We start from the raw sequence: 25,482 nt of genomic DNA on the forward strand, positions 1-25,482 counted from the left end.
GTCTCCCGCGGAACAACAAGGCTGAGCGATGAAGATCGAGAGACTGCGCGCCTTCATGTCGCGCGACAAGGACCGTCCGCGCGTCGTGATCGCGATGGACACCGACCAGGGCGTCACCGGCTGGGGCGAGTGCTACAACCACGGGCCTGACAAGGCGCTGTTCCCGCTGCTCGACTACCTGATGACCTTCCTGGTCGGCAAGGATCCGCGCCGGATCGAGTTCCTGATCCACTATTTGATGCAGCAGACCCGCTTTCCTCCGGGCGCGCTGGGGCTCGCCGCCATCTCGGCGCTCGACCACTGCATGTGGGACATCTCGGCCAAGGCGCTCGGCGTGCCGGTGTACCAGCTGCTCGGCGGCCATGCCCGCGACCGCGTTCGCGTCTACGCCGGCGTCTACACCGCCCCCGACCCCGGCGCTGCCCGCGAGGAGCTGGACCGGCTGAACGAGCAGTGGGGCCTCACCGCCTTCAAGCTGTCGCCCTACCGCATCAACATGCACCGCAACCGGTGGGGCGAGGTGGTGCGCACCAGCGCCGAATACTTCCGCCAGCTGCGCGAGACCGTGCGCTCCGACTACGAGATCGCCTTCGACGCCCACGCCAAGATCTTCGAGCCGGCGCAGGCCATGCAGCTCGGCAACGCGCTGGCGCCCTACGATCCGCTGTTCTTCGAGGAGCCCATCCGGCCGGAGAACTTCGAGGCCTGGGGCGAGTTGAAGCGAGGGCTCAGCTGCACGCTGGCCACCGGCGAGTCGCTCTACAGCCGCTTCGAGTTCCTGCGCCTGCTGCAGGTCCGCGGCGCGGACATCATCCAGCCCGACATCTGCGTCGTCGGCGGCCTCCTGGAAATGCGCAAGATCGCCGCCCTCGCCGAAGCGCACTTCGTCAGCGTCGCCCCGCACAACCCGATGGGCCCGCTGGCCACCGCGGTGAACCTGCACTTCTGCGCCGCGCAGCCGAATTTCCGCATCCTCGAATACCGCCTGCCGCATGGGCCGGGTTACGTTTTCGGGACGGGGTCGGGCGAGGCGCCGACCGCCGACCAGAAGCTGCAGGGCGCCTGGTACGTGAAGGATCCCTACCTCCCCAAGGACGGCTATCTCGAGCTGCGGCCGGACCGGCCGGGCTGGGGCGTCGAGATGGACGAGGACTTGCTCGGGACCGAGGACTACGTCCACTGGGAGCGCAAGGTCCAGGTCAAGCCGGACGGGTCCACCGCCTACGTTTGAGCCACCGGGGGGGCGCGGCGATGCGTCCCGCCCCCCTGTTCCGGCGCCGCCCCGGCGTGTAGGAGTTGGTTTCGCCTCCGCCCTCGCCGAAAGCCGCCCGCGCTCCGATGACCGCCCCAGCCACTCCCGCCCCGATCCTCACCGGCTGGGCGGTCCTGCGCATTCCCGACTACCGGTTCTTCATCGGGTCCCGCCTGCTCGCCGGCCTGGCGCTGCAAATGCAGAATGTCGGCATCGGGTGGTTCGTGTACGACCGCACGAACAGCGCGCTCGCCCTGGGCCTGACCGGCCTCGCGGCCTTCGCCCCCGCGCTGGGGCTGGCGCTGGTGACCGGCCACGTCGCCGACCAGTTCGACCGAAGGCGGATCGTCGCGGTCTGCCACGCGGCGACGGCGCTCGCCGCCGCCGGGCTGCTGTGGTGCGTATGGACACCCGACAGCCCCATCTGGCTCGTCTACGCCTTCGTGACGCTGGTGGGCGCCAGCCGCGCATTCGGCAACCCCGCGAGTCAGGCCCTGCTGCCCAATCTTGTTCCGAGAGACGGCTTCGGCGCGGCGGTGAGCCTCAACGCCTCGATCATGCAGTCGTCGATCATCATGGGCCCGGCCGTCGGCGGCCTGCTCTACGCGGTCGGCCCTTCCGCCGTTTTCGCGGCGGCCTTCGCCTGCTTCGTGGTCGCTGCTCTGCTGGTCACGATGATCCGCGCGCGGCAGGCGAAGACGCCGCGTGAGAAGGTAACGCTCGATATCCTCCTCGCGGGCCTGCGCTTCATCAAGTCGCGTCCCGTGGTGCTGGGCGCGATCTCGCTCGACCTGTTCGCGGTTCTGCTCGGCGGGGCGACGGCGCTGCTGCCGATCTTCGCCCGCGACATCCTCCACACCGGTCCGTGGGGCCTGGGCCTGCTGCGCAGCATGCCTGCGCTTGGCGCGGTGCTGATGTCGCTGTTGCTGACGCACCGGCCGATCCAGGCGCGCGCCGGCCGGCGCCTGTTCCAGGCCGTCGGCGTGTTCGGCGTCGCGACCATCGTCTTCGGGCTGTCGTCGAGCCTCCTGCTGTCGGCCCTGGCGCTGGTCGCGCTGGGGTCGGCGGACATGGTCAGCGTCTATGTGCGCCACACCCTGGTGCAGGGCGACACGCCGGACGCCATGCGCGGCCGCGTCTCGGCGGTCAACAGCGTCTTCATCGGCGCGTCGAACGAGCTGGGAGAGTTCGAGTCGGGCGTGCTCGCCGCGCTGGTGGGCCCGGTCGCGGCGGTGGTGATCGGCGGCGTCGGCACTCTGCTCGTCGCCGCCACGTGGATGAAGCTCTTCCCGGACCTGCGCAACCGCGACAGGCTGATCTGAGCGCGATCAGGCGACGGCGCGCCCCCGCGCACGCCCAGTCGCGGCCTCCTGGGGCTCGGCCGCCGGTACGCGCGATCCGCCGCGCAGCGCGGCGCGGATCTCCTCGGCCAGCACGTCCGCCTCGGGCGTGTGCTGGCCGCGCGCCTCGATGACGCCGATGCGGTTGGGGCCGAGCTCCGGCAGGTCGGCGTCCTCGTCGATGACGCGCATTCCTGGCCGCATGGCGCTGCGCGGCATCACCGTCACGGCGAGTCCGGCGAGCACCACCGGCGCGATGGCGGCCTGGCTGGCCGAGGCGAGCATCTGCCGCCACGCAATGCCCCGCTCGTTGAGCGCCGCCACGGCGCGGGCGCGCCAGGCGCAGGTTGGGCCCGAGAGCGCGAGCGGAAGCGGACGCTGCTCGTACACACGGGAGCTGCCGCCGGCCACCCAGTGCAGCGCCTCCTCGCGCAGCACCTCGATGTCGCTCAGCACCGCGCAGGAGGTGACGACCGCCATGTCGAGCTCGCGCGAGGCGACGCGCTCGGCGAGCGGCACGGAGTTCTCGCACACCACCGAGACCTCGACGAGGGGGTGCCGATAGCTGAACCGGGTGAGGATGTCGGGCAGGAACGTTTCGGCGTAGTCGTCGGGGATACCGAGCCTGATGCGTCCGCCCAGAGCCTTGTTGGACACGGTGGCGAAGGCGGCCGCCTCGATCTGCAGCATCTGGCGCGCGTAGTCGATCAGCTTCTCGCCGTCCTCGGACAGCTTGACCCCGCGGCCCTGCTTGAGGAAGAGCGCGCGACCGAGCTGCTCTTCCAGCCGGCGAATATGCATCGAGACGGCGGATTGCGTCTTGTTCACGCGCTCGGCGGCGCGGGTGAAGCTGCCCGTGTCGACGATGGAGACGAAGCTGCGGAGCTGGTCGGTGTCGAGCATGGTCGTATCTCAAATCGCGATAGATAACATTACAACCATTCGTTAGACCGATCAATGTCCCGGTGGCATGATCCGCAGTGTCAGCCGGGCTTACGGGTGTGGCCACCCGATTCCGGCCTTTACTGGAGACGGACAATGCCTTCCCTCGTGCTTTCCCCCCGCAGGGCTTCGGTCTCGCAGCCCGTCATTCCCTGGTCTCGGATCGGCGCGGCCGCGCTGCGCGTCGCGCTGTGGCCGGTGCGGTTCTACGCGGCCCGCCGCCAGTTCGCGGCGCTCGCCGCGCTCAACGACCACGAGTTGCACGACATCGGCCTGTCGCGCACCGACCTGATCAGCGCCACCGCGCTGCCGCGCGATGTCGACCCGACGCAGGAGCTGGCTCGGCTCGTCGCGGCGCGCCGCCATGTCGGGCGCTGACGGCGCGCCGAAACGATGCGGCCAAAAGAAAAGCCCGCGCGGCGACCACCGCGCGGGCTTCTGATTTTAAAGGGCGGCCCCGCCGAAGCGGCGCCGCCGGCGAGGATCACTCGCCCTTCTTGGCCTTCTTGAGCGCGGCGCCGAGGATGTCGCCGAGCGAAGCGCCGGCGTCCGCCGAGCCGTACTGGGCGATGGCTTCCTTCTCCTCGGCCATCTCGAGCGCCTTGATCGACACCTGAACCTTGCGGCTCTTGCGGTCGAACATGGTGACGCGGGCGTCGAGCTTCTCGCCGGCGGCGAAACGCTCGGGGCGCTGGTCGCCACGGTCGCGGGCCAGCTCGGAACGCTTGATGAAGGTCGTCAGGTCGGTGCCCACGATCTTCACCTCGAGCCCCGACTCCTTCACCTCGATGATCTCGCAGGTGACCACGGCGCCCTTCTTGACGTCGCCGGCGGCGGCCGCATCGGCGAAGGGATCGCCGCCGAGCTGCTTGATGCCGAGCGAGATGCGCTCCTTCTCGACGTCGACGTCAAGCACCTGGGCCTTGACGACGTCGCCCTTCTTGAACTCCTCGATGACCTGCTCGCCCGGACGGTTCCAGTCGAGGTCGGAGAGGTGGACCATGCCGTCCACGTCGCCTTCCAGGCCGATGAAGAGGCCGAACTCGGTCTTGTTCTTGACCTCGCCTTCCACCACGGAGCCGGACGGGAACTTCTCGGCGAAGGCCTCCCACGGGTTCTGCAGCGTCTGCTTGAGGCCGAGCGAGATGCGGCGTTTGACCGGATCCACCTCGAGGATCTGCACTTCCACTTCCTGCGAGGTGGAGACGATCTTGCCGGGGTGGACGTTCTTCTTGGTCCACGACATCTCGGAGACGTGGATGAGGCCCTCGATGCCGGGCTCCAGCTCCACGAACGCGCCGTAGTCGGTGATGTTGGTCACGCGGCCCGAGAAGCGCGCGTTGACCGGGTACTTGGCCTCGATGCCCTCCCACGGATCGGCGAGGAGCTGCTTGATGCCGAGCGAGATGCGGTGCGTCTCGTGGTTGATCTTGATGATCTTGACCTTGAGCTGCTGGCCGATGGTGACCACCTCGGACGGATGGTTGACGCGGCGCCACGCCATGTCGGTGACGTGCAGCAGACCGTCGATCCCGCCGAGGTCGACGAACGCGCCGTACTCGGTGATGTTCTTGACGACGCCGTCGACGACCTGGCCTTCCTCGAGGTTGGCGACCAGCTCGGAGCGGGCCTCAGCGCGAGTCTCCTCGAGCACGGTGCGGCGCGACACGACGATGTTGCCGCGGCGACGGTCCATCTTCAGGATCTGGAACGGCTGCGGCACGCCCATCAGCGGGGTGACGTCGCGGATCGGACGGATGTCGACCTGCGAGCGCGGCAGGAACGCCACGGCGCCGTCGAGGTCGACCGTGTAGCCGCCCTTGACCTGGTTGAAGATGACGCCGTTGACCTTCTCGTTGCGCTCATAGGCGGCTTCGAGCTTGACCCAGCTCTCCTCGCGGCGGGCCTTGTCGCGCGAGATGACGGCTTCGCCGAGGGCGTTCTCGATGCGGTCGAGATAGACCTCGACCTCGTCGCCGACCTCGATGGCGCCCTCGCGGCCGGGGCCGGAGAACTCGCGCAGGGCGACGCGGCCCTCGGTCTTCAGGCCGACGTCGATAACGGCCATGTCCTTCTCGATGGCGACGACGCGGCCCTTGATGACGGAGCCCTCGAGCGCGTCGGACTTGCCGAACGACTCGTCGAGCAGCGCCGCGAAGTCCTCGCGGGACGGATTCTGGATTGCAGCGGACATTGAATCTCCTGGGTGGGTCGCTCTGGACCCGGCGCCGGCGGCTGGTGTTGCGATACGCTCCGTCTCGCCGACGTCCCCGTGAAATGGATTCGGGGACCACCGCTCATGGGAGCGGGCCGGCGCGAACCGACGATCTGGAGCGTGGTTCAATGCGTGCCAGGGTCGCGCAAGACCGGCGGGTCTTTCGACCCTGGGGAAGGCGGCCTCAGCCCTCTTCCCGCCGCACGGCTTCGACAAAGCCGATCGCGGCCCTGACCGCCTGCTCTATATCCAAAGAGGTGGTGTCGAGCAAGCGCGCGTCGGCCGCGGCGGCCAGAGGCGCCGCGCTTCGACCGGAATCGCGGGCGTCGCGGCGGCGAATGTCGTCCAGCACTGTTTCGTAGGTCACCGTCTCGCCGCGCCCGGCGAGTTCGCGGAAGCGGCGGCGCGCCCGCTCTTCCGCCGTGGCCGTGACGAAGATCTTCACCTGCGCGTCCGGGCAGATCACCGTGCCGATGTCGCGGCCGTCGAGCACCGCGCCCGGCGCCCGCCGGGCGAAGCCACGCTGCCACTCCGTCAGCGCGGCGCGCACGGCCGGGATCGCCGCCACCACCGAGGCGGCCTCTCCCATTTCCCGTCCGCGCAGGCGCGGGTCGTCCAGCCGGGACGGTTCGAGCGCCTGGGCGGCGCGCACCGCCGCGGCGTCGTCGTCCAGCTTGTGGTCGAAGTCCATCAGCACGCGCGCCACCGCGCGGTACAGCAGGCCGGTATCGAGATGGGGCAGGCCGTAATGCGCCGCCAGGCGCTTGGCGAGCGTTCCCTTGCCCGAGGCCGCCGGACCGTCGATAGCGATGATCATGTCAGGCGAACTCCGCCCCCAGGCCCCGCATCAGCTCCACGAAGATCGGGAAGCTCGTCTCGATCATTCGCGCGTCGTCGACCTGCATGGGCGCGCGCGTGGCGAGCCCCATCACCAGGAAGCTCATGGCGATGCGGTGGTCGAGGTGGGTGGCCACGAGGCCGCCGCCCGGGACGTGCCCGCCCTTGCCGCGCACCACGAGGTCGTCCCCCTCGATGGCGTGGTCGACGCCGGCGGCGGCCAGGCCGTCGGCCACCGCCTGCAGGCGGTCGCTTTCCTTGACGCGCAGCTCGTGCAGGCCGCGCATCCGCGTCTCGCCCTCGGCGAACGACGCCGCCACCGCGAGGATCGGATATTCGTCGATCATCGACGGCGCGCGGCCGGCCGGAACGTCGACCCCTTTCAGGGCCGAGGCGCGCAGGCGCAGGTCCGCCACCTCCTCGCCGCCTTCGACGCGCCGCTCGAGCACCTCAATGGAGGCTCCCATTTCGCGCAGCGTGGTCAGCAGGCCGGTGCGCAGCGGGTTCAGCATGACGCCTTCGAGCACGATGTCCGAGCCCTCGACGATCAGCGCCGCGACCATCGGGAACGCCGCCGACGACGGGTCGGCCGGCACGACGACGGGGGCCGGGCGCAGTTCGGGCCGGCCTTCGAGCTCGATCCGGCGGCCGCCCTCGCCCTCCGGCGACACGCGCACCGTCGCGCCGAAATAAGCCAGCATCTTCTCGGTATGGTCGCGCGACGCCTCGGTCTCGATCACCGTCGTGCGGCCCGGCGCGTTGAGCCCGGCGAGCAGCACGGCGGACTTGATCTGCGCCGAGGCGACCGGCGTGCGGTAGGTGATCGGCAGCGGGTCGGCCGCGCCGCGCAAGGTGATCGGGCAGCGCCCGCCCTCGGCCTGCGCGATCACCTCCGCGCCCATCATCTCGAGCGGATCGAGGATGCGCCGCATCGGCCGCTTGCGCAGCGAGGCGTCGCCGTCGAACGTCGCGGTGACCGGGTGGCCGCCGACCACGCCCATCATCAGGCGCGAACCGGTGCCGGCGTTGCCGAAGTCGAGCACGCCGTCGGGCTCCCGCAGGCCGCCGATTCCGACGCCGTGAACGGTCCACGCGCCCTCGCCGGTCCGTTCGATCGTCGCGCCCAGCGCGCGGCAGGCGGCGGCGGTGCGCAGCACGTCGTCGCCCTCCAGAAGACCCTCGATCGTGGTGCGCCCGACGGACAGCAGGCCGAAGATCATCGCGCGGTGGGAAATCGACTTGTCGCCCGGCACGCGGGCGCGGCCCCGGAGCGGGCCGGAGCGGAGGGCCGAGAGCGGCTGGGCGGCGCCGGCGTGAGCGTTGGACACGGTATTTCCCCCCGGGGATCGGACGCGCCGGACTCGCGCGCCCGGCGGGCCGCACCTAGCACAGGGGAGCGGCCCCGTCATTAGTGCTCGCGGCCATCCTCGAGCCCACGGCGAAAGGCGCGCAACTTGGCATTTGACACTGGCGCGCCTCCCGACTAACCGGATCGCTCACCGTTTTCGAGAAGAGCGAGAGGCTGGGACCGTGGTGAAGCCGGAACTCGGAACCAAGCGGCACTGCCAGAGCTGCGGCGCCAAATTCTACGACCTCAACAAGGATCCGATCATCTGCCCGAAGTGCGGCGCGGCCTTCGTCGCCGCCGCTGCTCTGCGCGGCCGGCCGGAGGCGGTGGCGGCCCGCCCGGTCGACGACGAGGAGACCGAACTGGAGAGCGCGGGCGCGCCCGAGATGGTCTCACTCGACGAGGTCGAGGCCGAGGAGAACGAGAAGGACATCCCGATCGACGACGGCGTCGAGATCGAGGACGACATCGCCACTGACGACGACACCTTCCTCGAAGAGGAGGAAGAGGGCGACGACGATGTGGCCGACCTGATCGACGGCGACATCGAGGACGACGAAGAAGTCTGATTTTGGGGGTTGCCGCCGTCGCGGGCGGCGGCTATAGAACCGCGGCCGGCGCACTCGGAGACGAGTTCGACGGCGGGCCGGAACCCAAACCGGCCGCGGAAAGCGTGGGGCCATAGCTCAGTTGGGAGAGCGCTTCAATGGCATTGAAGAGGTCGTCGGTTCGATTCCGTCTGGCTCCACCAACTCCGCCTCCGGCCAATCCCGAACGCTGACGCCGCTCCTTCAGGGCGGCGTTTTTCGTTGCGTCTCCCCATTCAGTTCGGCTTGCCGCCCTCGATGTCGATGGCCTCGAGGAACGGGAATTCGAGTACGATCTCGCCGTCCTCGTCGCGCACCTCGAAGCTGCTCGTGAGCCAGTTAACGCTCTGGCCGACCTTGCTGCGCATCAGGCTTCGCGCCGCCTTGCGCGCCGCCTCCCACGCGCGGTCGGCGTCCGGAAGCTCCTGGCCTTCGGTGTCGGGGAGGAGACGTCCGTCGATCGACAGGTTGAAGAAGTAGCGGGGCATGCTCCCCTCGCGACGGGCCTGCGCGTTTCAGTCTTTCTGCCCGCCCGCGCCGAGACGCCGGCGGCGGAACACCGCCCAACTATAGGCCACGATGGCCAGCACGGCGAACGCCACGATGGCGGCGCTGGTCGGGTCGCGGCGTGTGGCGAATTGCGGCACGTAATAGCCGAGAAGCGCGGCGCCGATCAGCGCCACGATGGCCGTTCGATGAAGGGGATGCCTCAAGAATCGTCGCATGGCGCGTGTCCGGGTTTGTACCCCAACGCGACAGCGGCGGATTCGTCGCCCTGGCGGGCCGAACGCTAGCGGCAGAACTTCGGCAGACGGCGCTTCCAGCGTTCTCCGGGGGCGAACTCGGCCGAGCGCCGGCGGCTGCGGAGGCCGCCCCCGCCGACGGCCTCGGGGCTCGTGGCGCGCGCGGCGATCACGTCTGCAAGGTCAGGGGGCGCGAGTTCCGCCGCCGGCTCGTCGTTCGCCGGCTCGATCGCGATCGGCCGGGCCACGGGGGCGCGGCGGACGCGTGCGGGGCGCACGGGCGGAACGGCTGCGGCCTCGGGCAGCGGCGTCTCCAGCGTGGTCGCCTCGGCAGCCCGCTCGGGCTGGGCCCACAGCACGCGGCCGCGCGCCGGCGCGGCGGACCGGCCGCCGTTCGCCTCGGCGCCAGCCCCGGTCTCGGGTTCGGGAAGCGGCGTCGCCTCGGGCCTGGTCTCGGGCTTGATGGTGAAGAGAGCGTCGGCCGCCTTGCGCGCGGCGCTCGCCGTCAGCGCGGGGGCGAGGGCGTCCGGTCCCGTCGGCCACATCGACGCGGCAGCGACCGGCGAAGCCGGTTCGGCTCCGGACTTCTCGGCGCGCTTTGTTTTCTTGATTTCGACGACGAACGGCCTGTTCTGAGTCCGCATGGTTCCTCGATGGTCGAGCCCGGTCTGCCCCGTCCGATCAACGCCAGCCGGCGGCGATTGATCCCGCGAATCGCTTGTGACATTCGAAACCAACGGGGGGCCGCGTCAACGGAAATAACGGCGACGCTTTCGCTTGTCCCGCGTGCGTTGCCGCGCCGCGTCAGTGCAGCGTCGGGCGGTCGTTGGAGACGACGAGCCGCAGGCGCGCGCCCTCGATGAGCCCGGCGCGTTCCTCCTCCACCTCGGCGATCTCGGCCTCGACCTGCGCCAGCGTGCTTCGGTTGGAGCCGAGGAAGACGACCCCGCCCAGCAGGCCGGCGATGGCGGCGACCAGCCAGACCGGGTCGTCGCGGAGCAACCCCACGGCCATGGCGACCAGCCACAGCCCGCTGACCGCGATGGCGAGCCGCGCGCCCGTCATCATCTTGCGGCAGGCGGCGGCGGCGCGCGCCAGCGCCTCCAGCCGCTCCTCGAGCATCACCACCCGATCGTGAATGTCGCCTTCGCTCATGCCCGGTCCGCGCCGCGCCGCCCCGGCGCTTCGCGGCGCACTCTAGCCCGACCGGCGACGCGCGCAACGGGCGGTCCGCCGCGCCTTCGGAGAGCCGCGTGGGGGACGCGCGATTGTGAATTGCGCCTGCGGATGGGTTCCGGCTCACTCCGCTTGACCTCGCCCCCGACCTGTCCAGTTGTGGGAGGGGGCGCCGGCTCCGCCGGACGATTGAGGAACTCAGGATGTCGATGCGCGCACTGACGGGCCTGAAGCCCATTCCCCCGTCCGAGATCACGCCCCGCGAGGTGTTCTTGGATCGACGCCGCTTCCTGGCCGGCGCGACCGCCGCCGCCGCGGGGCTCGGAACCGCGGCGCCCGCCCTCGCCGAAGAGATGGCGATGAAGCTGCCGGCGGCGCGCAACGCGGCGTTCAGCACGACAGACGCTCCGACCGCGAAGAAAATCATCACCGGGTACAACAACTTCTACGAATTCGGCATGGGCAAGTCGGACCCGGCCGCGTCGGCTTCGAAGATGAGCGTGCGGCCCTGGACCATCGAGATCGGCGGAGCGGTCGAGAAGCCGCGCACCATCGGCATCGAGGAGGTGATGCGCCTGCCGCTGGAGGAGCGCGTCTACCGCTTCCGCTGCGTCGAGGCGTGGTCGATGGTAGCGCCCTGGATCGGCGTCGAGTTCAACAAGCTGGCCGCGCTGGTCGGCCCGACCAGCAAAGCGAAGTACGTGCGCTTCACCAGCGTCGTGCAACCCTCCGTGATGTCCGGCGTCAGGGCGGAGGTGATCGACTTCCCCTATGTCGAGGGGCTTCGGATCGACGAGGCCATGCACCCTCTCACCATTCTGGCGGTGGGGCTGTACGGCGAGACGCTGCCCAACCAGAACGGCGCGCCGGTGCGCGTCATCGTGCCGTGGAAATATGGGTTCAAGAGCGCGAAGTCGATTGTTCGGATCGATTTCGTCGAAGACCAGCCGCGCTCCACCTGGATGAAGCTGCAGCCGAGCGAATACGGGTTCTATTCCAACGTGAATCCGGCGGTGGACCACCCGCGCTGGAGCCAGGCGCGGGAGCGGCGTCTGCCCGATTTCTTCGCCAGCACGCCTACCTTGCCGTTCAACGGCTACGCCGATCAGGTCGCCTCGCTCTATGCCGGCATGGACCTGAAGAAGTTCTTCTGACGATGCGGTCGGCCAGGGCGGCGGACGGCCGCTTCGCGTGGGCGACGAGCGACCCGGTGCGCGCGCTCAAGCCCCTGGTTTTCCTGCTGTGCCTCGCGCCGGCGCTGCTGCTGGTCCACGACGTCCTGTACGACCCGGAGGCGCTGGGCGCGAACCCGGCCGAAACCATCGAGCACGTCACCGGCGATCGCTCGATGCAGTTCCTGCTGGGAACGCTGGCGATCACCCCGCTGCGCCGCATCACCGGCTGGGGCAAGCTGATCCGCTTCCGCCGCATGCTCGGGCTGTTCGCCTTCTTCTATGGCGTCCTGCACCTGGCCGCCTACATCGCCTTCGACCACTATTTCGACGTTCCGGCCATCCTGGCCGACATCGTCAAGCGGCCGTTCGTGACGGTCGGCTTCGCGGCGCTGGTGCTCATGACGCCGCTGGCGGTGACCTCGACGGCGGGCTGGATCCGCCGCCTCGGCGCCCAGAACTGGAGCCGGCTGCACAAGGCGGTCTACGCCATCGCGGTGCTGGGGGTGCTGCACTACTGGTGGCTGGTGAAGCGCGACCTCACCTGGCCGATGATCTACGGCGCCATCCTCGCCGTACTGCTCGGCTGGCGGGTGTGGAACGAAACTTTGGGCCGTCAGCGCCGAAGGCCGGCGCGCGTCCGGGCCCGTGCCGAGCCCGGCCCGGCCGAGTGAATGCGGGCCGGTGCGCCATCGCACCGCCGCCGGCCGCGCGACGTTCTAATCCTCTTCACGACTGGTTAACGAGATTTGAACCTGTGAGGAGGTTCGGATGAAGGCTCAGCTCATCACCACCCAGCGCTCGGCTCTGACCCCCCTGGTGGTCGCCGGCGTGGTCCTGGCCGGCACGGCGACGGGCATCACCATCGCGGCGGCGACGATGCAGGCGCTCAGGTGGGCTTATCCCGCCAAGGCCCTCGTCGTTTCGATGATGATGTGACGGTCACCAAAAGTTGTGTTTGTCGCGCAGTACGCGCGGAGTTTCAGCCAATCTTAAACAAGGCCTCCTAGCATCAAAGGTCAAAGTTGATGCAAGGAGCAGTGCATGTTCAGGCTGACACCCCTTTTCCGGAGCCGTCTGTCGGAAATCGTGGGCGCCGGCGTGGCGATCGCCTTCGCGGGTCACGCGGCGGGCGCAATGGCCGGCACATTGACCATCCCGGGGACCGGCGACGGGATTGAAATTCTCAATGCTGTCGGGGCGGCCTACACCGCCGACAATCCGAACACGGTCGTCATCGTGCCGCCGAGCATCGGCTCGGGCGGCGCCATCGTGGCGGTCACCGGCGACCGCGAGGTGCTGGGCCGCGTCGCGCGCCCGCTGTCCGAGGCCGAAAAGGCGCAGGGCCTCGTCTTCACGCCGATCGTGAAGATCCCGTCGGCCATCTTCGTCCATCCGAGCGTCAAGCTGGACTCGCTGACCGCCAAGCAGGTCGCCGACATCTATTCCGGCGCGGTGTCGAACTGGTCGGAGCTCGGCGGGCCCGACCTGCGCATCAAGGTCGTGCGCCGCGAGGATGCCGACAGCACCCTGGGCGTGCTGCGCGCCTCAATGCCCTATTGGAAGGACCTCGTGCTGACGCCGAAGTCGAAGACGGCCACCACGACGCAGGAGGCCATCGAGACCACAAGGCAGACCGAAGGCTCGATCGGGTTCGCGCCCTACTCGCCGGCCCTGCAGCCCTCCGTCACGGTGCTGAAGATCGACGGCAAGTTCCCGACCGACGAGGGCTATCCGAGCGCCGTCACGCTGGCGCTGATTCACAAGCCGGGAACGGTGACGCCGGAGGCGACCAACTTCGTTCGCTTCGCCAACAGCGCCAAGGCCCGGCAGCTCGTCACCAACCTCGGCGGGGTGCCGCTCGGCCAGTAAGGCGACGTCGTGACCCGCTTCCGGTCCCTCAGCGCGCAGCTCATCGCGGTCATGGTGGCGACGACGAGCCTTGCGCTCGTCGCGCTCGTCGGGCTGACGATCGGACGCGTCGACCGGAGCCTCTCCGACCAGGCCTCGGAGCTGGGGCGGCTTTCCGCGCAGAAGCTCAGCGACGAGCTCACAGCCGAGGCCCGGCTCGCCCTGTACCGCGTCGACACGTTGATGCGCGACACCGCGCGCCGGCTTGGCGTCATCGCGCAGCGCGCCGACATCGCGCGCGCCGTGCAGTCGCGCAACACGGTGGCGATCAGCGAGGCGCTGGACCCCTCCTCGCGCGCCGCCAATGTCGACCTGATCGTCGCCCTCAATCCCGAATTCGGCGTGGTCGGAGCCAATAGCGGCATCGAGCTGGTCAAGCTCGAGGCCATGCTGCGGGTCAGCCCCCTGCTGCCGGCCTTCCGCGAGGTGCTGGCCAAGAGCGAACGGGCGAACCCGAAGTCGCTGCTGCAGTTGATGCAGATCTCGCCGCAGGAGATCGCGGATCTCAAGCTGGAAGCGAGTTCGCGCGTCTTCATCGCCATGGTCGAGCCGGTATTCGACGATTTCGGCGACGTCATCGGGGGGCTGCTCGGCATTCGCGCGATGCGGCCAACCGAGCCGGTGCTGGCCGACTTCGCGGAGATCACCAGCGCCGGCATCGCCGTCTATTACGGCCAGCGGGTCGTGTCGGTAGCCAAGCTGCCGACCGACGACCTCGACCTGCGACGGATGCCGGAATATCCGTTGATGCATACCGAGGACGGCCGCTTCGTCGCCAATTGCGCGTCGAGCGACATGGGCGTCGACGTCTGCGCCATGAAGCCGAAAAAGGTCGTCTACGACCTGCGCGACGAGATCGTGCGCATCGGCGAAAGCCACGCCGGCACTCTCACGCAGTGGCTGATCTGGCTCGGCGTGTTCGCCATCCTGGCGGTCGGCGTCATCGCCATGGCGGTGGCGCGTCGTGTCGGCGGCGCGCTGGGGCAGATCACAGGCGCGGTGAAGGCGGTGGCGGCCGGGGACTGGCGCGTCGGCGTCGTCGGGGTCGACCGGCTCGACGAGGTGGGCGAGATCGCGCGCGCCGTGCTGCTGCTGCAGCGCTCGATGGAGGAACGTGACCGCCTGCGCTCCGACGTGGCGACCGCGGAAGTCGTGAAACGGCGCAAGGAACAGCTCGACGCGGCCATTCGCCGTTTCGACGCGGTGATGCGCGCTGTGCTCGCAGGCGTGCAGGACTGCGTCGTCGCCATGAACCGCAGCGCGCGCGGGCTCGACGGCGTGTCGCAGACCGCCAAGGACGAGGCGTCGACCACTGTGCGCGCCTCCAAGCAGACCACCTCCTCCGTCATGACCGTCGACGCGGCCACGGGCCAGCTCTCCGAGGCCATCCGCAGCATCGCCGAGCGGGTCAGCGACGCCGCCGGGGTGGTGCTGGAGGGCAACGAATCCGCCCGCAAGGCGACGTACAAGGTCGGGGGCCTGATCGAGGCCGCCAACCAGATCGGCGCGGTGGTGCGCCTGATCGAAGGCATCGCGGCGCAGACCAACCTTCTGGCCCTCAACGCGACCATCGAGGCGGCGCGAGCCGGCGAGGCCGGGCGCGGCTTCGCGGTCGTCGCCAACGAGGTCAAGGCGCTGGCCGGCGAAACCGGCAAGGCGACGGACGTGATCGCCGGCAAGGTGTCCGCGATTCAGGAGGCGACCCGCGAGGCGGTCCAGGCCATCGAGACCATCGCCACGTCCTTCTCCGAGGTGCTGTCGCAGACCAGCACCATCCGCACCGTCGTCCAGGACCAGACGGTCGCCACTCAGCAGATCGCCGACAGCGTGTCCTCGGCATTCGAGGGGACCGGCGTGCTGTGCGCCAGCGTCGAGCGGCTGCAGCTCACCGTCGAGAACGCGCGCGTCGCCACCGTGGAAGTCGTCGAGACGGCCGCGCGCATGATGAACGAGGCGCGTCAGATGGACGTCGCCGTGAAGTCCTTCCTCGAGGAAGTCGCCGCCTGACCGACCGGCGCGCCCGGTCTCAGCCCTGCTGCACGCCGCCGGGCGATCCCGACGCGCCGGTCCGGAACAGGCCGGCAATGCGGTTGGCGAGGCTGGGCCGCGTGGTCGACGCGGTGAATGGATCGGTGTGGCAGGCCGCGCCGCTTGCCGCGGCGATCGCCTTCACCGCGGCCACCATGTCGGGGTTGCCGGCCACGTAGACATCGTGCGCCGACGACAGATGCGGCACCAGCTCGGTCGGCCGGCCCTGCCAGACGTCTACGAGCCCGCGCGCCGCGCTGCTGGCGAGGTACATGTCGCGGACGCCGCGCGACCACAGCCATTGGAGCGCCGGGCGCATGTAGAGATTGGCCGGGTCGCTGGCCGAGGCGATCACCGTCAACGGGCGCTCCGGCTGGCCGAGCCGCGCCGCCACGGCGATCGACCAGATCGGCGCCCATCCGGTGCCGCTGGCGACCAGCACGATCGGCCCGCCGCCGGGCCGAAGCCACGCATTGCCGAAGGGGCCGCGCAGCTTCACCTTCGCGCCGGCCCTGATGCGGTTTCCGATCTGCGACGACACCAGCCCATCGGGATAGCGACGCAAATGGAACACCAGCTCGTGCTCGTCCGCCTCGCCGGTGAGCCGGACGGTGGGGCTGTAGTCGCGCTCCGGCAGTCCGGCGAAGGCGAGCTTGACGTATTGGCCGGGCAGATAGGGCAGGCGTGAGGCGAGCCGCACCACGACCTCGAAGATGTCCGGAGCGACCTGGGTGACGGAGCCCACTTCGCCCGTGCGCTTCACCACGGCCGGAACAGCCTCGAACGCGATCTCGACCGGGCCCGTCACCCGGGCCTGGCAGGCCAGAACCGTATCGCGGTCGCGCGTGCCGGCATCGTCCACCGCGCCGGACAGCACGGTAACGCGGCACGTCTCGCACTGGCCGGTGCAGCAATCGTGGGGCACGACGACGCGCGCCGACAGCGCGGCGTCGACCAGGGTGAGGCCTGGCGTCGTGACGGCCCGCTTGCCGTTGACCGTGATGGTGCAGGGGCCGTGCGAGACGCTCATGCCGCGCGCTCCCGCGGCAGGTCGCTCGTTCGCCCGTTCAGGCGCGACCGGCTCGGCGTCCGCGCTGCCGCCGGCGAAAGCGAGCGGGCGCGCGCCCGCGACGAAGTTACGAAAGGAGTCCACGCTTCTGCGCTCCCATGGTCCCGCAAGGCATCAATCCAGGCGCACCACGACCGGGCGCATGTGGCGGGTGTGCCGGGTCTGGTTGTGATCGAAGGCCGAGACATAGGCGTAGATCGGCGGACCCTTGACGAACTGCATGTCCATGCGGCTGCCCGTTTCGAGATCCCGGCTCATCTCGAGCGTCCACCAGCCGTCCTTCCACTTCGCCGCGCCTCGAATCTGGGCGCGGTCGCCGCTGTACTCGCCCTGGATCAGCACGCCGGGAATGACGGTCCCGACCGGGATGGCGGCGTCCGCCTCCGCCGAATAGGGGACCATTTCGTCCGCCGTCATCCACCAGCGCGATCCCTCGTCCGTGCTGTCGCGGTCGGGATCCTCGGGCACGCGGCCCATGGCGCGCCGGGTGGCGGCGAGGTCCTTGGGCAGCATCAACAGGCCGACCGGGCCGCGATAGCCGCCCGGCGGCTCGGGCTTGTAGTTGTAGACGTAGAAGGCCTTGCCGGGATCGCTGTCATAGCCGGCCTGGTAGCGCGCCTTGCCCGCCTTCATGGGGTCGGTCGGCGGATTGGGCGGGCCGAAATACATGTCGTCGACATAGCCCAGCATGCCGCCGCGCGAGGCCTTCCACTGCCAGACGTCCGCGACGGAATCGTCGGTGGTGTAATGGTAGCCGCGCGCGTGCAGCGGCTTCGGCAGGCCGGGCAACGGGTTGGGCCCCATGTGGGTGGTCCCGCCATTACCGTGCTCGTCGGAGTGCGAGAACAGGATGGCGAACTTGTCCTCGTACCAGTCCGTCACGTCGGCGATGTCCGCCTTCGTGCCCAGCAGCCGCCAGCCGTCCGCCCGCTTGACCAGCGGCAGCCGCGCCAGCGAGCGCGTGGGATCCTGCCAGCGCACGGCGAAGTGAATCTTGCGGCCATCATTGACGGCGCGCAGCTCGACCAGGGACTCGCCCGAGCCGCCCGAGTTGGCGCCCTGCTCGGTGCGCACGCGGACCGGGCGAGCGTTCGTCCAGACTGCATCGTCGAGGACGCCGTCGAGCTTCGGAGCTTCCCCGACCCGCGGCACGTGCAGGATGTCGCGCGTCGAGAAGTCCGCCACGAGTGCCACGAAACCGGTCGCCACGCCGGCGAGGAGGCCGACCACCAGCGGTTGCCGCAGCCGCGTCGCGACCGGCAAGGCCGTGGCGCGGAACAGCCGCAGCAACTGTCCGAGGCCGCCATACATGAAGTGGCCGGCGACGTGCAGGACGATGTTGGCCAGCGTCACGTAGGCGAGCGCCGAATGGACGGTGACGACCCAGCCGCCATAGCCGAGGTAGAGCGCCACGCCGGTCGCCGTCAGCCCGGCGACGATGCCGTACATCGCCCAGTGCAGCAGCACGTTGATGGCGTTCCAACGCATGCGCGCCGGCGCGTCCATCGCCAGCGCGGCGAGTCGCGCCGGGGCGACGCGCTGGCCCAGCCGGGCCCGCACCATGTAGAGAACATAGGCGGTGCAGCCAACGAAGAGGCCGAGGCTCGACAGAAAATGCCAGGTCCAGATCTCGCCTTGCGGCAGGATGGGCGACAGCGCCTTGGAGATGACGGCGTCCGGCGCGTCCGCCGCGATGCGCAAGCCGGTCGCCAGGCTGACGACCATGGCGATGGCGACGCCCCAATGAAGCGCGATGGTGCCGATGTCGGATCGGGGCGCGCCACCGGTCGGCGCCGCGTCCTGGGTTCCGCCGGGAATCTCGGAAACGGTCGGGGAATTGAACGCGGCTCTCGACGAAATCGGGTCGAGTTCCCGCCGATTGATCACATGGTTCATCACTGGCCCCGCCAAGCCATTCGAGCTTGTCGCACATCCCCATTGGCCTCGGGGTCTCGTCGTGCGGCGTCTCAAATTCGATGGAAAGATTATACCAAAATTTTACCTTTCCCAGCCGTTGTGCAGACCAGGCTTGCATCATGGTTAACGCTCAACCAGCAGTCGAGCAAGTCAAGTGACGGAATCGGTCGCGCCGCGTACGTTTTCAACGCTGCCCGGGATCAGCCGGCAAGCGGTTTTTCCTTGTGTCCCGGCGTGGAACCCGTGAAACGCTCCGTTTTATCGGGACCCAGGGTGACCAATGCCCTCGCCGCGGGATCCCGGCGCCTTTGCACCCGGCCGCCATTGAACGGCGGTCGCCTCAACGGATGATGGCGATGCGTGTTTCCGGCTTCCTCGCGCTGCTGCTTCTCGGCCCCGGCCTCGTCATTCCGGCCATGGCGGAGCAGCCGAGCGCCCGGCCCGCCGCCGCGAAAGCCGTTACGGCGAAGTCGACGTCGCTGAGCGACGCCTCGGCCACGGCGATCAGCGTCTTCCGGCGGGCGAACGGCCTGGGCCCGGTGAAGAGCGATCCGCAGCTCGCGGCGGCTGCCCGGACGCAGGCCCAGGCGATGGCCGCGGCCGGCGTCATGTCCCACGACGTCGGCGGGGGGTTTTCGAGCCGCATCCGGCAGGCGGGCATCAGGGCGGGCGTCGCGTCCGAGAACGTGGCGATGGGGCAGGCTTCGCTGGGCGAAGTGATGGAGTCGTGGAAGGCGTCGCCCGGCCACCGCGCCAACCTGCTCAGCCGGAGCGCCACGCGCATCGGTCTCGCACGCGTCGACGGGGCCGGCGGTCGGCCGTTCTGGGCGCTGATCCTGGCCAGCCCGGAGCCTCTTCCCGGCCGGCCGCCGCAAGGCGAGCATCAGTGGGGCGATCCGCCGCCGTGGATCGGCCTGTTCGGCGGCAAGCCCTAGCGGCCGATTTCAGAGCACGCGCACCATCACCGCGCCGGCCAGCACCATCAGGGCGCCGGCGAGGCGACCGGGCGAGGCCTCGCGCACCGCGAGCCCAAGCAGCCCGAACTGGTCCATCGCCAGCGCCGCCGCCAGCTGGCCGGCGATGGCGAAGGCGAACAGGGTCGCCGCGCCCAGGCGTGGCACCAGCACGATGTTGCCGAGCACGTAGGTTGCGCCCAGGACGCCGCCGGCAAGCAGGATCCAGAGCGGGGTGCGCGCGGCATTCTCCAGCAACGGCGCATCGCGGGCGACCGCGAGCGTCACCAGCGCCATCGCCACCGCCCCGGTGGCGAAGGAGACGGCGGTGGCGGCGAGCGGACTTCCCAGCGCGCGGGCGAGCTGGGCATTGATGGCCGCCTGCGCCGGCAGCGCCATGGCGAGGCACAGCGCGACGAGCGGCAAAAGCAGGGTCATGGGGGACATCGCGGGGTCCTGGCGCGGGAGCGGGAAGCGTCGCCGTCGTTGCGGCGTCGAAGCAAAACGCGGCCGGAAGGCCGGCCGCGTCTCGCGGGTCGGGCGGGGGACGCGCCAGGCGCGCATCCCAACCCGGGAAAGGCCCGACGCTTATTTCAGCGTCTTGGCCTTGTCGGTCACGGCGGCGGTCCAGGCGCCCGTCGGAGCCTTGGAGATCACCGGGTCGGAACCGCCGGAGAGCAGCGTCTGCACGGTGCGCTCATAGTCCTTGGTGTCGAGCGTCCCGTCCGTGCCGGCGGTCAGCTTGTTGATCTCGTCCATCATGCGGGTCTGGTGCTTCTCGGTCTGGGCGCCGGTCGCGTCGTTGTCGAGCACGATCTTGGCGGCCTCCTTCGGGTTGGAGCGGGCCCACTCCCAGCCCTTCATGGAGGCCTTGACGAAGCGCGCCATCGTGTCGACGAACGCGGGATCCTTCAGCTTTGCTTCCAGCGCGTAGAGGCCGTCTTCCATGGTGGCGACGCCCTGGTCCTCGTACTTGAAGACCACCAGATTCTCCGGCTTGATCCCGGCGTCGATGACCTGCCAGTACTCGTTGTAGGTCATCGTCGAGATGCAATCGGCCTGCTTCTGGATCAGCGGGTCGACGTTGAAGCCCTGCTTGAGCACCTTCACGCCATCGGCGGAGCCGTCGGTCTTCAGCTTCAGCTTCGACATCCAGGACAGGAACGGATACTCGTTGCCGTAGAACCAGACGCCGAGCGTGCGGCCCTTGAGGTCGGCCGGCGTCTTGATCCCGGTCTCTGCGCGGCAGGTCAGCATCATGCCGGAGCGCTTGAACGGCTGGGCGATGTTGACCAGCGGCACGCCCTTTTCGCGGGCGGCCAGGGCGGCGGGCATCCACTCGACGATGACGTCGGCGCCGCCGCCGGCGATCACCTGCGGAGGCGCGAGGTCCGGTCCGCCGGGCTTGATGGCCACGTCGAGATTCGCTTCCTTGTAGAAGCCCTTGTCCTTGGCGACGTAGTAGCCCGCGAACTGGGCTTGCGTGACCCATTTCAGCTGCAGGGTCACCTTGTCCGCCGCGTGCGCCGCGCCGGCGGCCAGCAACGCCGCCAGCGTCATCGTCGTGATTGCCGTCGTCCTCATCGTGTGTCCCTCCACGCTCTTGAGAAAGTCAGGTCGTCCGCTGCCGATAGCTCGCGTGCCAGAAGGTCACGCGGCGTTCGACGAGCGTCAGGAAGCCGTAGAACAACGATCCCGTGAGGGCGGAGACGAGGATCGTCGCCCACACCATGTCGATGTTCATGCGGCCCACTTCGGTGTTGATGCGGAACCCCATGCCCACGATCGGGGTGCCGAAGAATTCGGCGACGATCGCCCCGATCAGCGCCAGCGTGGAATTGATCTTCAGCCCGTTGAAGATGAAGGGCAAGGCGGAGGGCAGGCGCAGCGCCGCCAGCGTCTGGCCGTAGCTCGCGGCGTAGGTCTTCATCAGGTCGCGCTCCATGCGCCCGGCGGAGGCAAGGCCCGCCACCGTGTTCACGAGCTGCGGGAAAAAGGTCATGATGACGACGATGGCGGCCTTCGATTGCCAGTCGAAGCCGAACCACATCACCATGATCGGAGCCATGCCGACGATGGGCAGCGCGGAGACGAGGTTGCCGAGCGGCAGCAGCCCGCGCTGGAGGAAGGGCACGCGGTCGATCAGGATGGCGACGAGGATGCCGCTGCCGCAGCCCAGCGCGTAGCCCACGCTGACTCCCTGAAAAGTCTGCGCGAAATCGGCCGACAGGGTCGGCAGCGACGAGCCGAAGCGCGCCGCGATGGCCGAAGGCGCGGGCAGGATCACCTTCATCATCGACGAGCCGAAGCCGCGGACGACGCCCTCCCACAGCAGCAGCACAGTGAGGCCGAAGACCACCGGCGCGACGAGGTTGGCGGCGGATGCGAGGCGCGGGTCGCGCGGCCGCGCCGCCGTGGCAGCGTCGACGACGTGCCAGGCCGACAACCAGACGGCGACCAGGGCCAGCGCGAAGCCCGGACCGGCCGTGTTCTCGAGTCCGCCGCTCAGCATGCGAACCACCGCGACGCCGGCCAGGGCCGCCAGCGCGGCGACCGCCGCCGTGCCGGCCGGCCGCGCGCCGACGCCCGGCGCGAACCCCGCCCAAAGGCACGCCGCGGCCAGTCCACCGAGGCACAGGCGGGCGAAGCCGAGCCCCTCCGCGTCGGCCCCGAACGGCGCGGCCAGCGCGGCGAGCGAGGCAAGCGCGCCGCCGAGCGGCAGGAGGGCGGCGCGCCTCATCGTGTGTACCCCATGCGGCGCAGCACGATGCGATCCGCGAACGCCACGACGGCGATCAGCAGGCAGGCGCAAAGGGCCGCGGCGAACAGGGCGGCCCAGATCTGGACGGTCTGGCCGTAATAGGACCCTGCGAGCAGGCGCGCCCCGAAGCCGCCATCGGCCGATTGCGTCAGCTCCGCGACCACCGTGCCGACCAGCGCCGCCGCGACGCCGACCTTGAGGCTCGCGAACAGGAAAGGCACCGAGGAGGGCACCCGGAGAGCCAGAAACGTCTGGAGGCGGGAGGCGGAATAGGTCCGCATCAGGTCGAGTTGCAGCGGGTCGGGGGAGCGCAGGCCCTTCACCATGCCCACGGTGACCGGGAAGAACGAGAGATAGGCGGCGATGGCCGCCTTGGGCACGACGCCGGTCACGTCGAGCTGGTTGAGGATGATGACGATCATCGGCGCGAGCGCGACGATCGGGATGGTCTGCGACGCCACGATCCACGGCATCAGCGAGCGTTCCAGGCTGCGCACGTGGACGATCAGCACCGCGAGCAGGATTCCCAGCACCGAGCCGAACAGGAAGCCGAGCACCGTGGCCGAGAGCGTGATGCCGGCGTGGTAGACCAGGCTGCGCTTGGAGGTCGGCGCGGTGTCCACGACCGTCTTCCACAATTCCTCGGCGACCTGGTGGGGAGCGGGCAGCCTCGGCCGCTCCTGCGCCAGGGTGCCGGCGACGAGCTCGGCCGTCGTCCACGTCTTCTGCCCGGCGTTCTCGAAGGCGGAGCGCTGCAGGTCGGCGTTCATGGCGACGGCGCCCACGTACCACAGCGCCACGATGAGGAGGCTGACGACGACAACCGGCAGCGCGTGCCCTTCCCACAGCCCGGCCCACACCCCCGGGCGCGGCGGCGCGGCGGCGCGGGGCAGGCTCGCGGCCTCAGTCGACATAGGAATGCCCCTCGCGCAGGCCGTGGCGCACGCGGTTGGCGATGTCGATGAAGCCCTGCGTCTCGCGGATCTCGAGCGTGCGGTCGCGCGGGAAGTCGCACGGGATGATGTCGTGGATGCGTCCCGGCCGGGGCGACATCACCACGATGCGCGTCGACAGGAACACCGCCTCGGGGATGGAGTGAGTGACGAACACGACCGTCTTTCCCGTCACGTCCCACAGGCGCAGCAGCTGCTCGTTGAGCTTGTCGCGCACGATCTCGTCGAGCGCGCCGAACGGCTCGTCCATCAGCAGCAGGTCCGGGTCGAACGACAGGGCGCGCGCGATCGAGGCGCGCTGCTGCATGCCGCCGGAGAGTTGCCAGGGAAATTTGCGCTCGAACCCCTTGAGGTTGACGAGATCGAGGTTGCGCCCCACGCGCTCCTCGCGCTCCGCCTTCGAGAAGCCCATGATTTCGAGCGGCAGCGCCACGTTCCGGGCGATGGTCCGCCACGGGTACAGCGCCGGGGCCTGGAACACGTAGCCGTAGCTGCGCTTCAGCCGGGCGTCGTGGGGGCTGACGCCGTTGACGGTGATCTCGCCGCCGGTCGCCGTCTCCAGATCGGCGATGACGCGCAGGAGGGTCGTCTTGCCACAGCCCGAAGGGCCGATCAGCGACACGAACTCGCCGGGCCGGATGTCGAGGTCGATGTGCGAGAGCGCGTGAACCGGGCCGTCGGCCGTCTCGTAGGTGAGGGACAGGTCGCGCGCCGAGATCACCGGGGCGCGTCCCGAGGCCTCGGGACGCGCCTGCGGCGGGGTGGTCGTCATGCGCGCTTCCACAAGTTCCGGCACGTTCGCCTCGCGGGGCTTCGGTTTGAGGTCGTCAGCGCGCGACCGGCTTGTCGGCGGTCAGCGCCTTCCAGGTGCGAAGCGCCTGCGATTCCGCCGAGAACGGAACGCGCGGCACGAAGCGGCCGCGGCCGCGCTGGGCGGTGATCCGGCCGTCCTGCCAGACCACTTCGCCGCGCGACAGCGTGTAGCGGGCGAGACCCTTGACGGTCATGCCCTCGAACACGTTGTAGTCGATCGCCGACTGCTGGGTCGCGGCGCTGATCGTCTTCGACGCCTTGGGGTCCCAGACCACGATGTCGGCTTCGGCCCCCGGCGCGATCGCTCCCTTGCGCGGATAGAGGTTGAGGATGCGGGCGATGTTGGTGGAGGTCGCGGCCACGAACTCATTGACCGTCAGCCGCCCGGTCTCGACGCCGTGCGTCCACAGCACGGAGAGCCGATCCTCGAGTCCGCCGGTGCCGTTCGGGATCTTGGTGAAGTCGCCGCGTCCGAAGCGCTTCTGCTCTGTCGTGAAGGCGCAGTGGTCGGTCGCCACCACCTGCAGCGAGCCGGCCCGCAGCCCGTTCCAGAGGTCGTCCTGGTGCTTCTTGTTGCGGAAGGGCGGCGACATGACGCGCCGCGCCGCGTGGTCCCAGTCGGGGTGGAAATACTCGCTCTCGTCGAGCACGAGGTGTTGGATCAGCGGCTCGCCGAAGACGCGCTGGCCGTTGGCGCGGGCCCGCGCGATGGCCTCGTGCGCCTCGATGCACGAGACGTGGACGATGTACACCGGGCAGCCCGCCTGGTCGGCGATCATAATGGCGCGGTTGGCGGCCTCGCCCTCTACGCGCGGCGGGCGGGAGAAGGCGTGGCCCTCGGGACCGGTGACGCCGTCCGCCAGCAATTGCTGCTGCATGGCGGCGACCACGTCGCCGTTCTCGGCATGGACCAGCGGCAGCGCGCCAAGCTCGGCGCAGCGCCGGAACGAGGAGAACATCTCCTCGTCATTGACCATCAGCGCGCCCTTGTAGGCCATGAAGTGCTTGAAGGTGGTGACGCCGCGCCGCACGACCTCGGCCATCTCCTCCCGGACCGTCTCGTTCCAGTAGGTGATGCACATATGATAGGCGAAGTCGGTATAGGCCTTCTCGGAGCGCCGGTCCCAATCCGCCCAGGCGTCGAGCAGCGACTGGCCGTTGCCGGGGATGCAGAAGTCGACCACCATGGTCGTGCCGCCGGAGAGCGCCGCCTTGGTGCCGCTTTCGTAATCATCGGCCGAATTCGTGCCCATGAAGGGCATGTCGAGATGGGTGTGCGGGTCGATGCCGCCCGGCATCACGAAGCAGCCCGTCGCGTCGATCTCGGTGTCGCCCGAAAGATTGTCGCCGATCGCCGCGATGTACTCGCCCTCGACCAGCACGTCGGCCTTGTAGGTGCGGTCGGCGGTCGCGATCGTGCCGTTCCTGATCACAGTCGACATGGGTCAGCCTCCTGAAGCGTCCG

General features: G+C 69.4%; 26 protein-coding genes and 1 tRNA gene. 11 read left to right on the forward strand and 16 right to left on the reverse strand.

What is annotated here, in order from left to right; translation table 11 throughout:
- The first annotated feature begins 28 nt into the window (after window positions 1-28).
- Both NK718_RS18730 and NK718_RS18735 read left to right on the forward strand, forming a co-directional pair.
- Complete coding sequence (locus tag NK718_RS18730) at window positions 29-1,231, forward strand: mandelate racemase/muconate lactonizing enzyme family protein (RefSeq protein WP_254745439.1); 1,203 nt, start codon at window positions 29-31, stop codon at window positions 1,229-1,231.
- A gap of 107 nt (window positions 1,232-1,338) precedes the next feature.
- Window positions 1,339-2,574: an MFS transporter gene (locus tag NK718_RS18735; RefSeq protein WP_254745440.1), complete on the forward strand. Its 1,236-nt coding sequence runs from the start codon at window positions 1,339-1,341 to the stop codon at window positions 2,572-2,574.
- 6 nt (window positions 2,575-2,580) lie between these two features.
- On the opposite strand, the gene NK718_RS18740 is transcribed toward NK718_RS18735, so the two are convergent.
- Entirely contained in the window at window positions 2,581-3,495 is a 915-nt protein-coding gene (locus tag NK718_RS18740; RefSeq protein WP_254745441.1) for a LysR substrate-binding domain-containing protein, read from the reverse strand.
- Window positions 3,496-3,630: 135 nt separating this feature from the next.
- Here NK718_RS18740 and NK718_RS18745 point away from each other — a divergent pair, with 135 nt between their 5' ends.
- Window positions 3,631-3,912 carry a DUF1127 domain-containing protein gene (locus NK718_RS18745; RefSeq protein WP_254745442.1) on the forward strand — a complete coding sequence of 94 codons (282 nt, stop codon included), beginning with the start codon at window positions 3,631-3,633 and terminating at the stop codon, window positions 3,910-3,912.
- Window positions 3,913-4,018: 106 nt separating this feature from the next.
- Here the strand turns inward: NK718_RS18745 and rpsA are convergent, their stop codons facing one another.
- The 3 genes from rpsA to aroA all read right to left on the reverse strand — a co-directional run bounded on the left by rpsA (window position 4,019) and on the right by aroA (window position 7,914).
- Window positions 4,019-5,728, reverse strand: a complete 1,710-nt coding sequence (gene rpsA / locus NK718_RS18750) for a 30S ribosomal protein S1 (RefSeq protein ID WP_254745443.1) — start codon at window positions 5,726-5,728, stop codon at window positions 4,019-4,021.
- 205 nt (window positions 5,729-5,933) lie between these two features.
- Window positions 5,934-6,566: a (d)CMP kinase gene (gene cmk, locus NK718_RS18755; protein ID WP_254745445.1), complete on the reverse strand. Its 633-nt coding sequence runs from the start codon at window positions 6,564-6,566 to the stop codon at window positions 5,934-5,936.
- A 1-nt stretch (window position 6,567) separates the two neighbouring features.
- Window positions 6,568-7,914: a 3-phosphoshikimate 1-carboxyvinyltransferase gene (gene aroA, locus NK718_RS18760; RefSeq protein ID WP_254745447.1), complete on the reverse strand. Its 1,347-nt coding sequence runs from the start codon at window positions 7,912-7,914 to the stop codon at window positions 6,568-6,570.
- 202 nt (window positions 7,915-8,116) lie between these two features.
- Between aroA and NK718_RS18765 the strand changes: the two genes are divergently transcribed.
- Window positions 8,117-8,503, forward strand: coding sequence for a TIGR02300 family protein (locus NK718_RS18765; RefSeq protein WP_254745449.1), 387 nt, complete (start codon window positions 8,117-8,119; stop codon window positions 8,501-8,503).
- A 106-nt stretch (window positions 8,504-8,609) separates the two neighbouring features.
- Window positions 8,610-8,685, forward strand: a tRNA-Ala gene (locus tag NK718_RS18770).
- Window positions 8,686-8,757: 72 nt separating this feature from the next.
- Here the strand turns inward: NK718_RS18770 and NK718_RS18775 are convergent.
- From NK718_RS18775 to NK718_RS18790, 4 genes are all read right to left on the reverse strand, one after another.
- Window positions 8,758-9,009 (reverse strand): DUF6894 family protein, encoded by a 252-nt coding sequence (locus NK718_RS18775; RefSeq protein ID WP_254745451.1) that lies wholly within the window; start codon window positions 9,007-9,009, stop codon window positions 8,758-8,760.
- Window positions 9,010-9,036: 27 nt separating this feature from the next.
- A complete protein-coding gene (locus tag NK718_RS18780) occupies window positions 9,037-9,246 on the reverse strand; it encodes a hypothetical protein (RefSeq protein ID WP_254745453.1) in 210 nt (69 codons plus the stop codon).
- Window positions 9,247-9,311: 65 nt separating this feature from the next.
- Complete coding sequence (locus NK718_RS18785) at window positions 9,312-9,908, reverse strand: hypothetical protein (RefSeq protein ID WP_254745455.1); 597 nt, start codon at window positions 9,906-9,908, stop codon at window positions 9,312-9,314.
- A 160-nt stretch (window positions 9,909-10,068) separates the two neighbouring features.
- The gene (locus tag NK718_RS18790; RefSeq protein WP_254745457.1) at window positions 10,069-10,419 is read right to left on the reverse strand and encodes a hypothetical protein; all 351 of its coding nucleotides are present in this window, start codon (window positions 10,417-10,419) and stop codon (window positions 10,069-10,071) included.
- A gap of 224 nt (window positions 10,420-10,643) precedes the next feature.
- Between NK718_RS18790 and msrP the strand changes: the two genes are divergently transcribed.
- The 5 genes from msrP to NK718_RS22220 all read left to right on the forward strand — a co-directional run bounded on the left by msrP (window position 10,644) and on the right by NK718_RS22220 (window position 15,530).
- Window positions 10,644-11,594 (forward strand): protein-methionine-sulfoxide reductase catalytic subunit MsrP, encoded by a 951-nt coding sequence (gene msrP, locus NK718_RS18795; protein WP_254745459.1) that lies wholly within the window; start codon window positions 10,644-10,646, stop codon window positions 11,592-11,594.
- Between the two features lie 2 nt (window positions 11,595-11,596).
- The gene (gene msrQ / locus NK718_RS18800; RefSeq protein WP_254745461.1) at window positions 11,597-12,286 is read left to right on the forward strand and encodes a protein-methionine-sulfoxide reductase heme-binding subunit MsrQ; all 690 of its coding nucleotides are present in this window, start codon (window positions 11,597-11,599) and stop codon (window positions 12,284-12,286) included.
- A gap of 97 nt (window positions 12,287-12,383) precedes the next feature.
- Complete coding sequence (locus NK718_RS18805) at window positions 12,384-12,551, forward strand: hypothetical protein (protein ID WP_254745463.1); 168 nt, start codon at window positions 12,384-12,386, stop codon at window positions 12,549-12,551.
- Between the two features lie 105 nt (window positions 12,552-12,656).
- Window positions 12,657-13,484: a PstS family phosphate ABC transporter substrate-binding protein gene (locus NK718_RS18810; protein WP_254745466.1), complete on the forward strand. Its 828-nt coding sequence runs from the start codon at window positions 12,657-12,659 to the stop codon at window positions 13,482-13,484.
- A gap of 9 nt (window positions 13,485-13,493) precedes the next feature.
- Entirely contained in the window at window positions 13,494-15,530 is a 2,037-nt protein-coding gene (locus tag NK718_RS22220; protein WP_254745468.1) for a methyl-accepting chemotaxis protein, read from the forward strand.
- 19 nt (window positions 15,531-15,549) lie between these two features.
- On the opposite strand, the gene NK718_RS18820 is transcribed toward NK718_RS22220, so the two are convergent.
- Entirely contained in the window at window positions 15,550-16,581 is a 1,032-nt protein-coding gene (locus tag NK718_RS18820) for a 2Fe-2S iron-sulfur cluster-binding protein (RefSeq protein ID WP_254745470.1), read from the reverse strand.
- Window positions 16,582-16,734: 153 nt separating this feature from the next.
- Window positions 16,735-18,516 carry an ethylbenzene dehydrogenase-related protein gene (locus NK718_RS18825; protein ID WP_254745472.1) on the reverse strand — a complete coding sequence of 594 codons (1,782 nt, stop codon included), beginning with the start codon at window positions 18,514-18,516 and terminating at the stop codon, window positions 16,735-16,737.
- A gap of 377 nt (window positions 18,517-18,893) precedes the next feature.
- Here NK718_RS18825 and NK718_RS18830 point away from each other — a divergent pair, with 377 nt between their 5' ends.
- On the forward strand, window positions 18,894-19,472 hold the full coding sequence (locus NK718_RS18830; RefSeq protein WP_254745474.1) for a CAP domain-containing protein: 579 nt from the start codon (window positions 18,894-18,896) through the stop codon (window positions 19,470-19,472).
- Window positions 19,473-19,481: 9 nt separating this feature from the next.
- Here the strand turns inward: NK718_RS18830 and NK718_RS18835 are convergent, their stop codons facing one another.
- The 6 genes from NK718_RS18835 to hydA form a co-directional block, all read right to left on the reverse strand.
- A complete protein-coding gene (locus NK718_RS18835; RefSeq protein WP_254745476.1) occupies window positions 19,482-19,928 on the reverse strand; it encodes a DMT family transporter in 447 nt (148 codons plus the stop codon).
- Window positions 19,929-20,078: 150 nt separating this feature from the next.
- Entirely contained in the window at window positions 20,079-21,074 is a 996-nt protein-coding gene (locus NK718_RS18840) for an ABC transporter substrate-binding protein (protein ID WP_254745478.1), read from the reverse strand.
- A 28-nt stretch (window positions 21,075-21,102) separates the two neighbouring features.
- A complete protein-coding gene (locus NK718_RS18845; RefSeq protein WP_254745480.1) occupies window positions 21,103-22,230 on the reverse strand; it encodes an ABC transporter permease in 1,128 nt (375 codons plus the stop codon).
- Window positions 22,227-23,165, reverse strand: coding sequence for an ABC transporter permease (locus tag NK718_RS18850; protein WP_254745482.1), 939 nt, complete (start codon window positions 23,163-23,165; stop codon window positions 22,227-22,229). The genes NK718_RS18845 and NK718_RS18850 overlap by 4 nt, the downstream gene beginning before the upstream one ends.
- Window positions 23,155-23,976 (reverse strand): ABC transporter ATP-binding protein, encoded by an 822-nt coding sequence (locus NK718_RS18855; protein ID WP_254745484.1) that lies wholly within the window; start codon window positions 23,974-23,976, stop codon window positions 23,155-23,157. Before NK718_RS18855 ends, NK718_RS18850 begins: the two co-directional genes overlap by 11 nt.
- Window positions 23,977-24,031: 55 nt before the next feature.
- Complete coding sequence (hydA, locus tag NK718_RS18860) at window positions 24,032-25,459, reverse strand: dihydropyrimidinase (protein ID WP_254745495.1); 1,428 nt, start codon at window positions 25,457-25,459, stop codon at window positions 24,032-24,034.
- Between the last annotated feature and the right edge of the window lie 23 nt (window positions 25,460-25,482).

The organism is Alsobacter ponti (assembly GCF_024294805.1).
Taxonomy (GTDB): Bacteria; Pseudomonadota; Alphaproteobacteria; order Rhizobiales; family Beijerinckiaceae; genus Alsobacter; species Alsobacter ponti.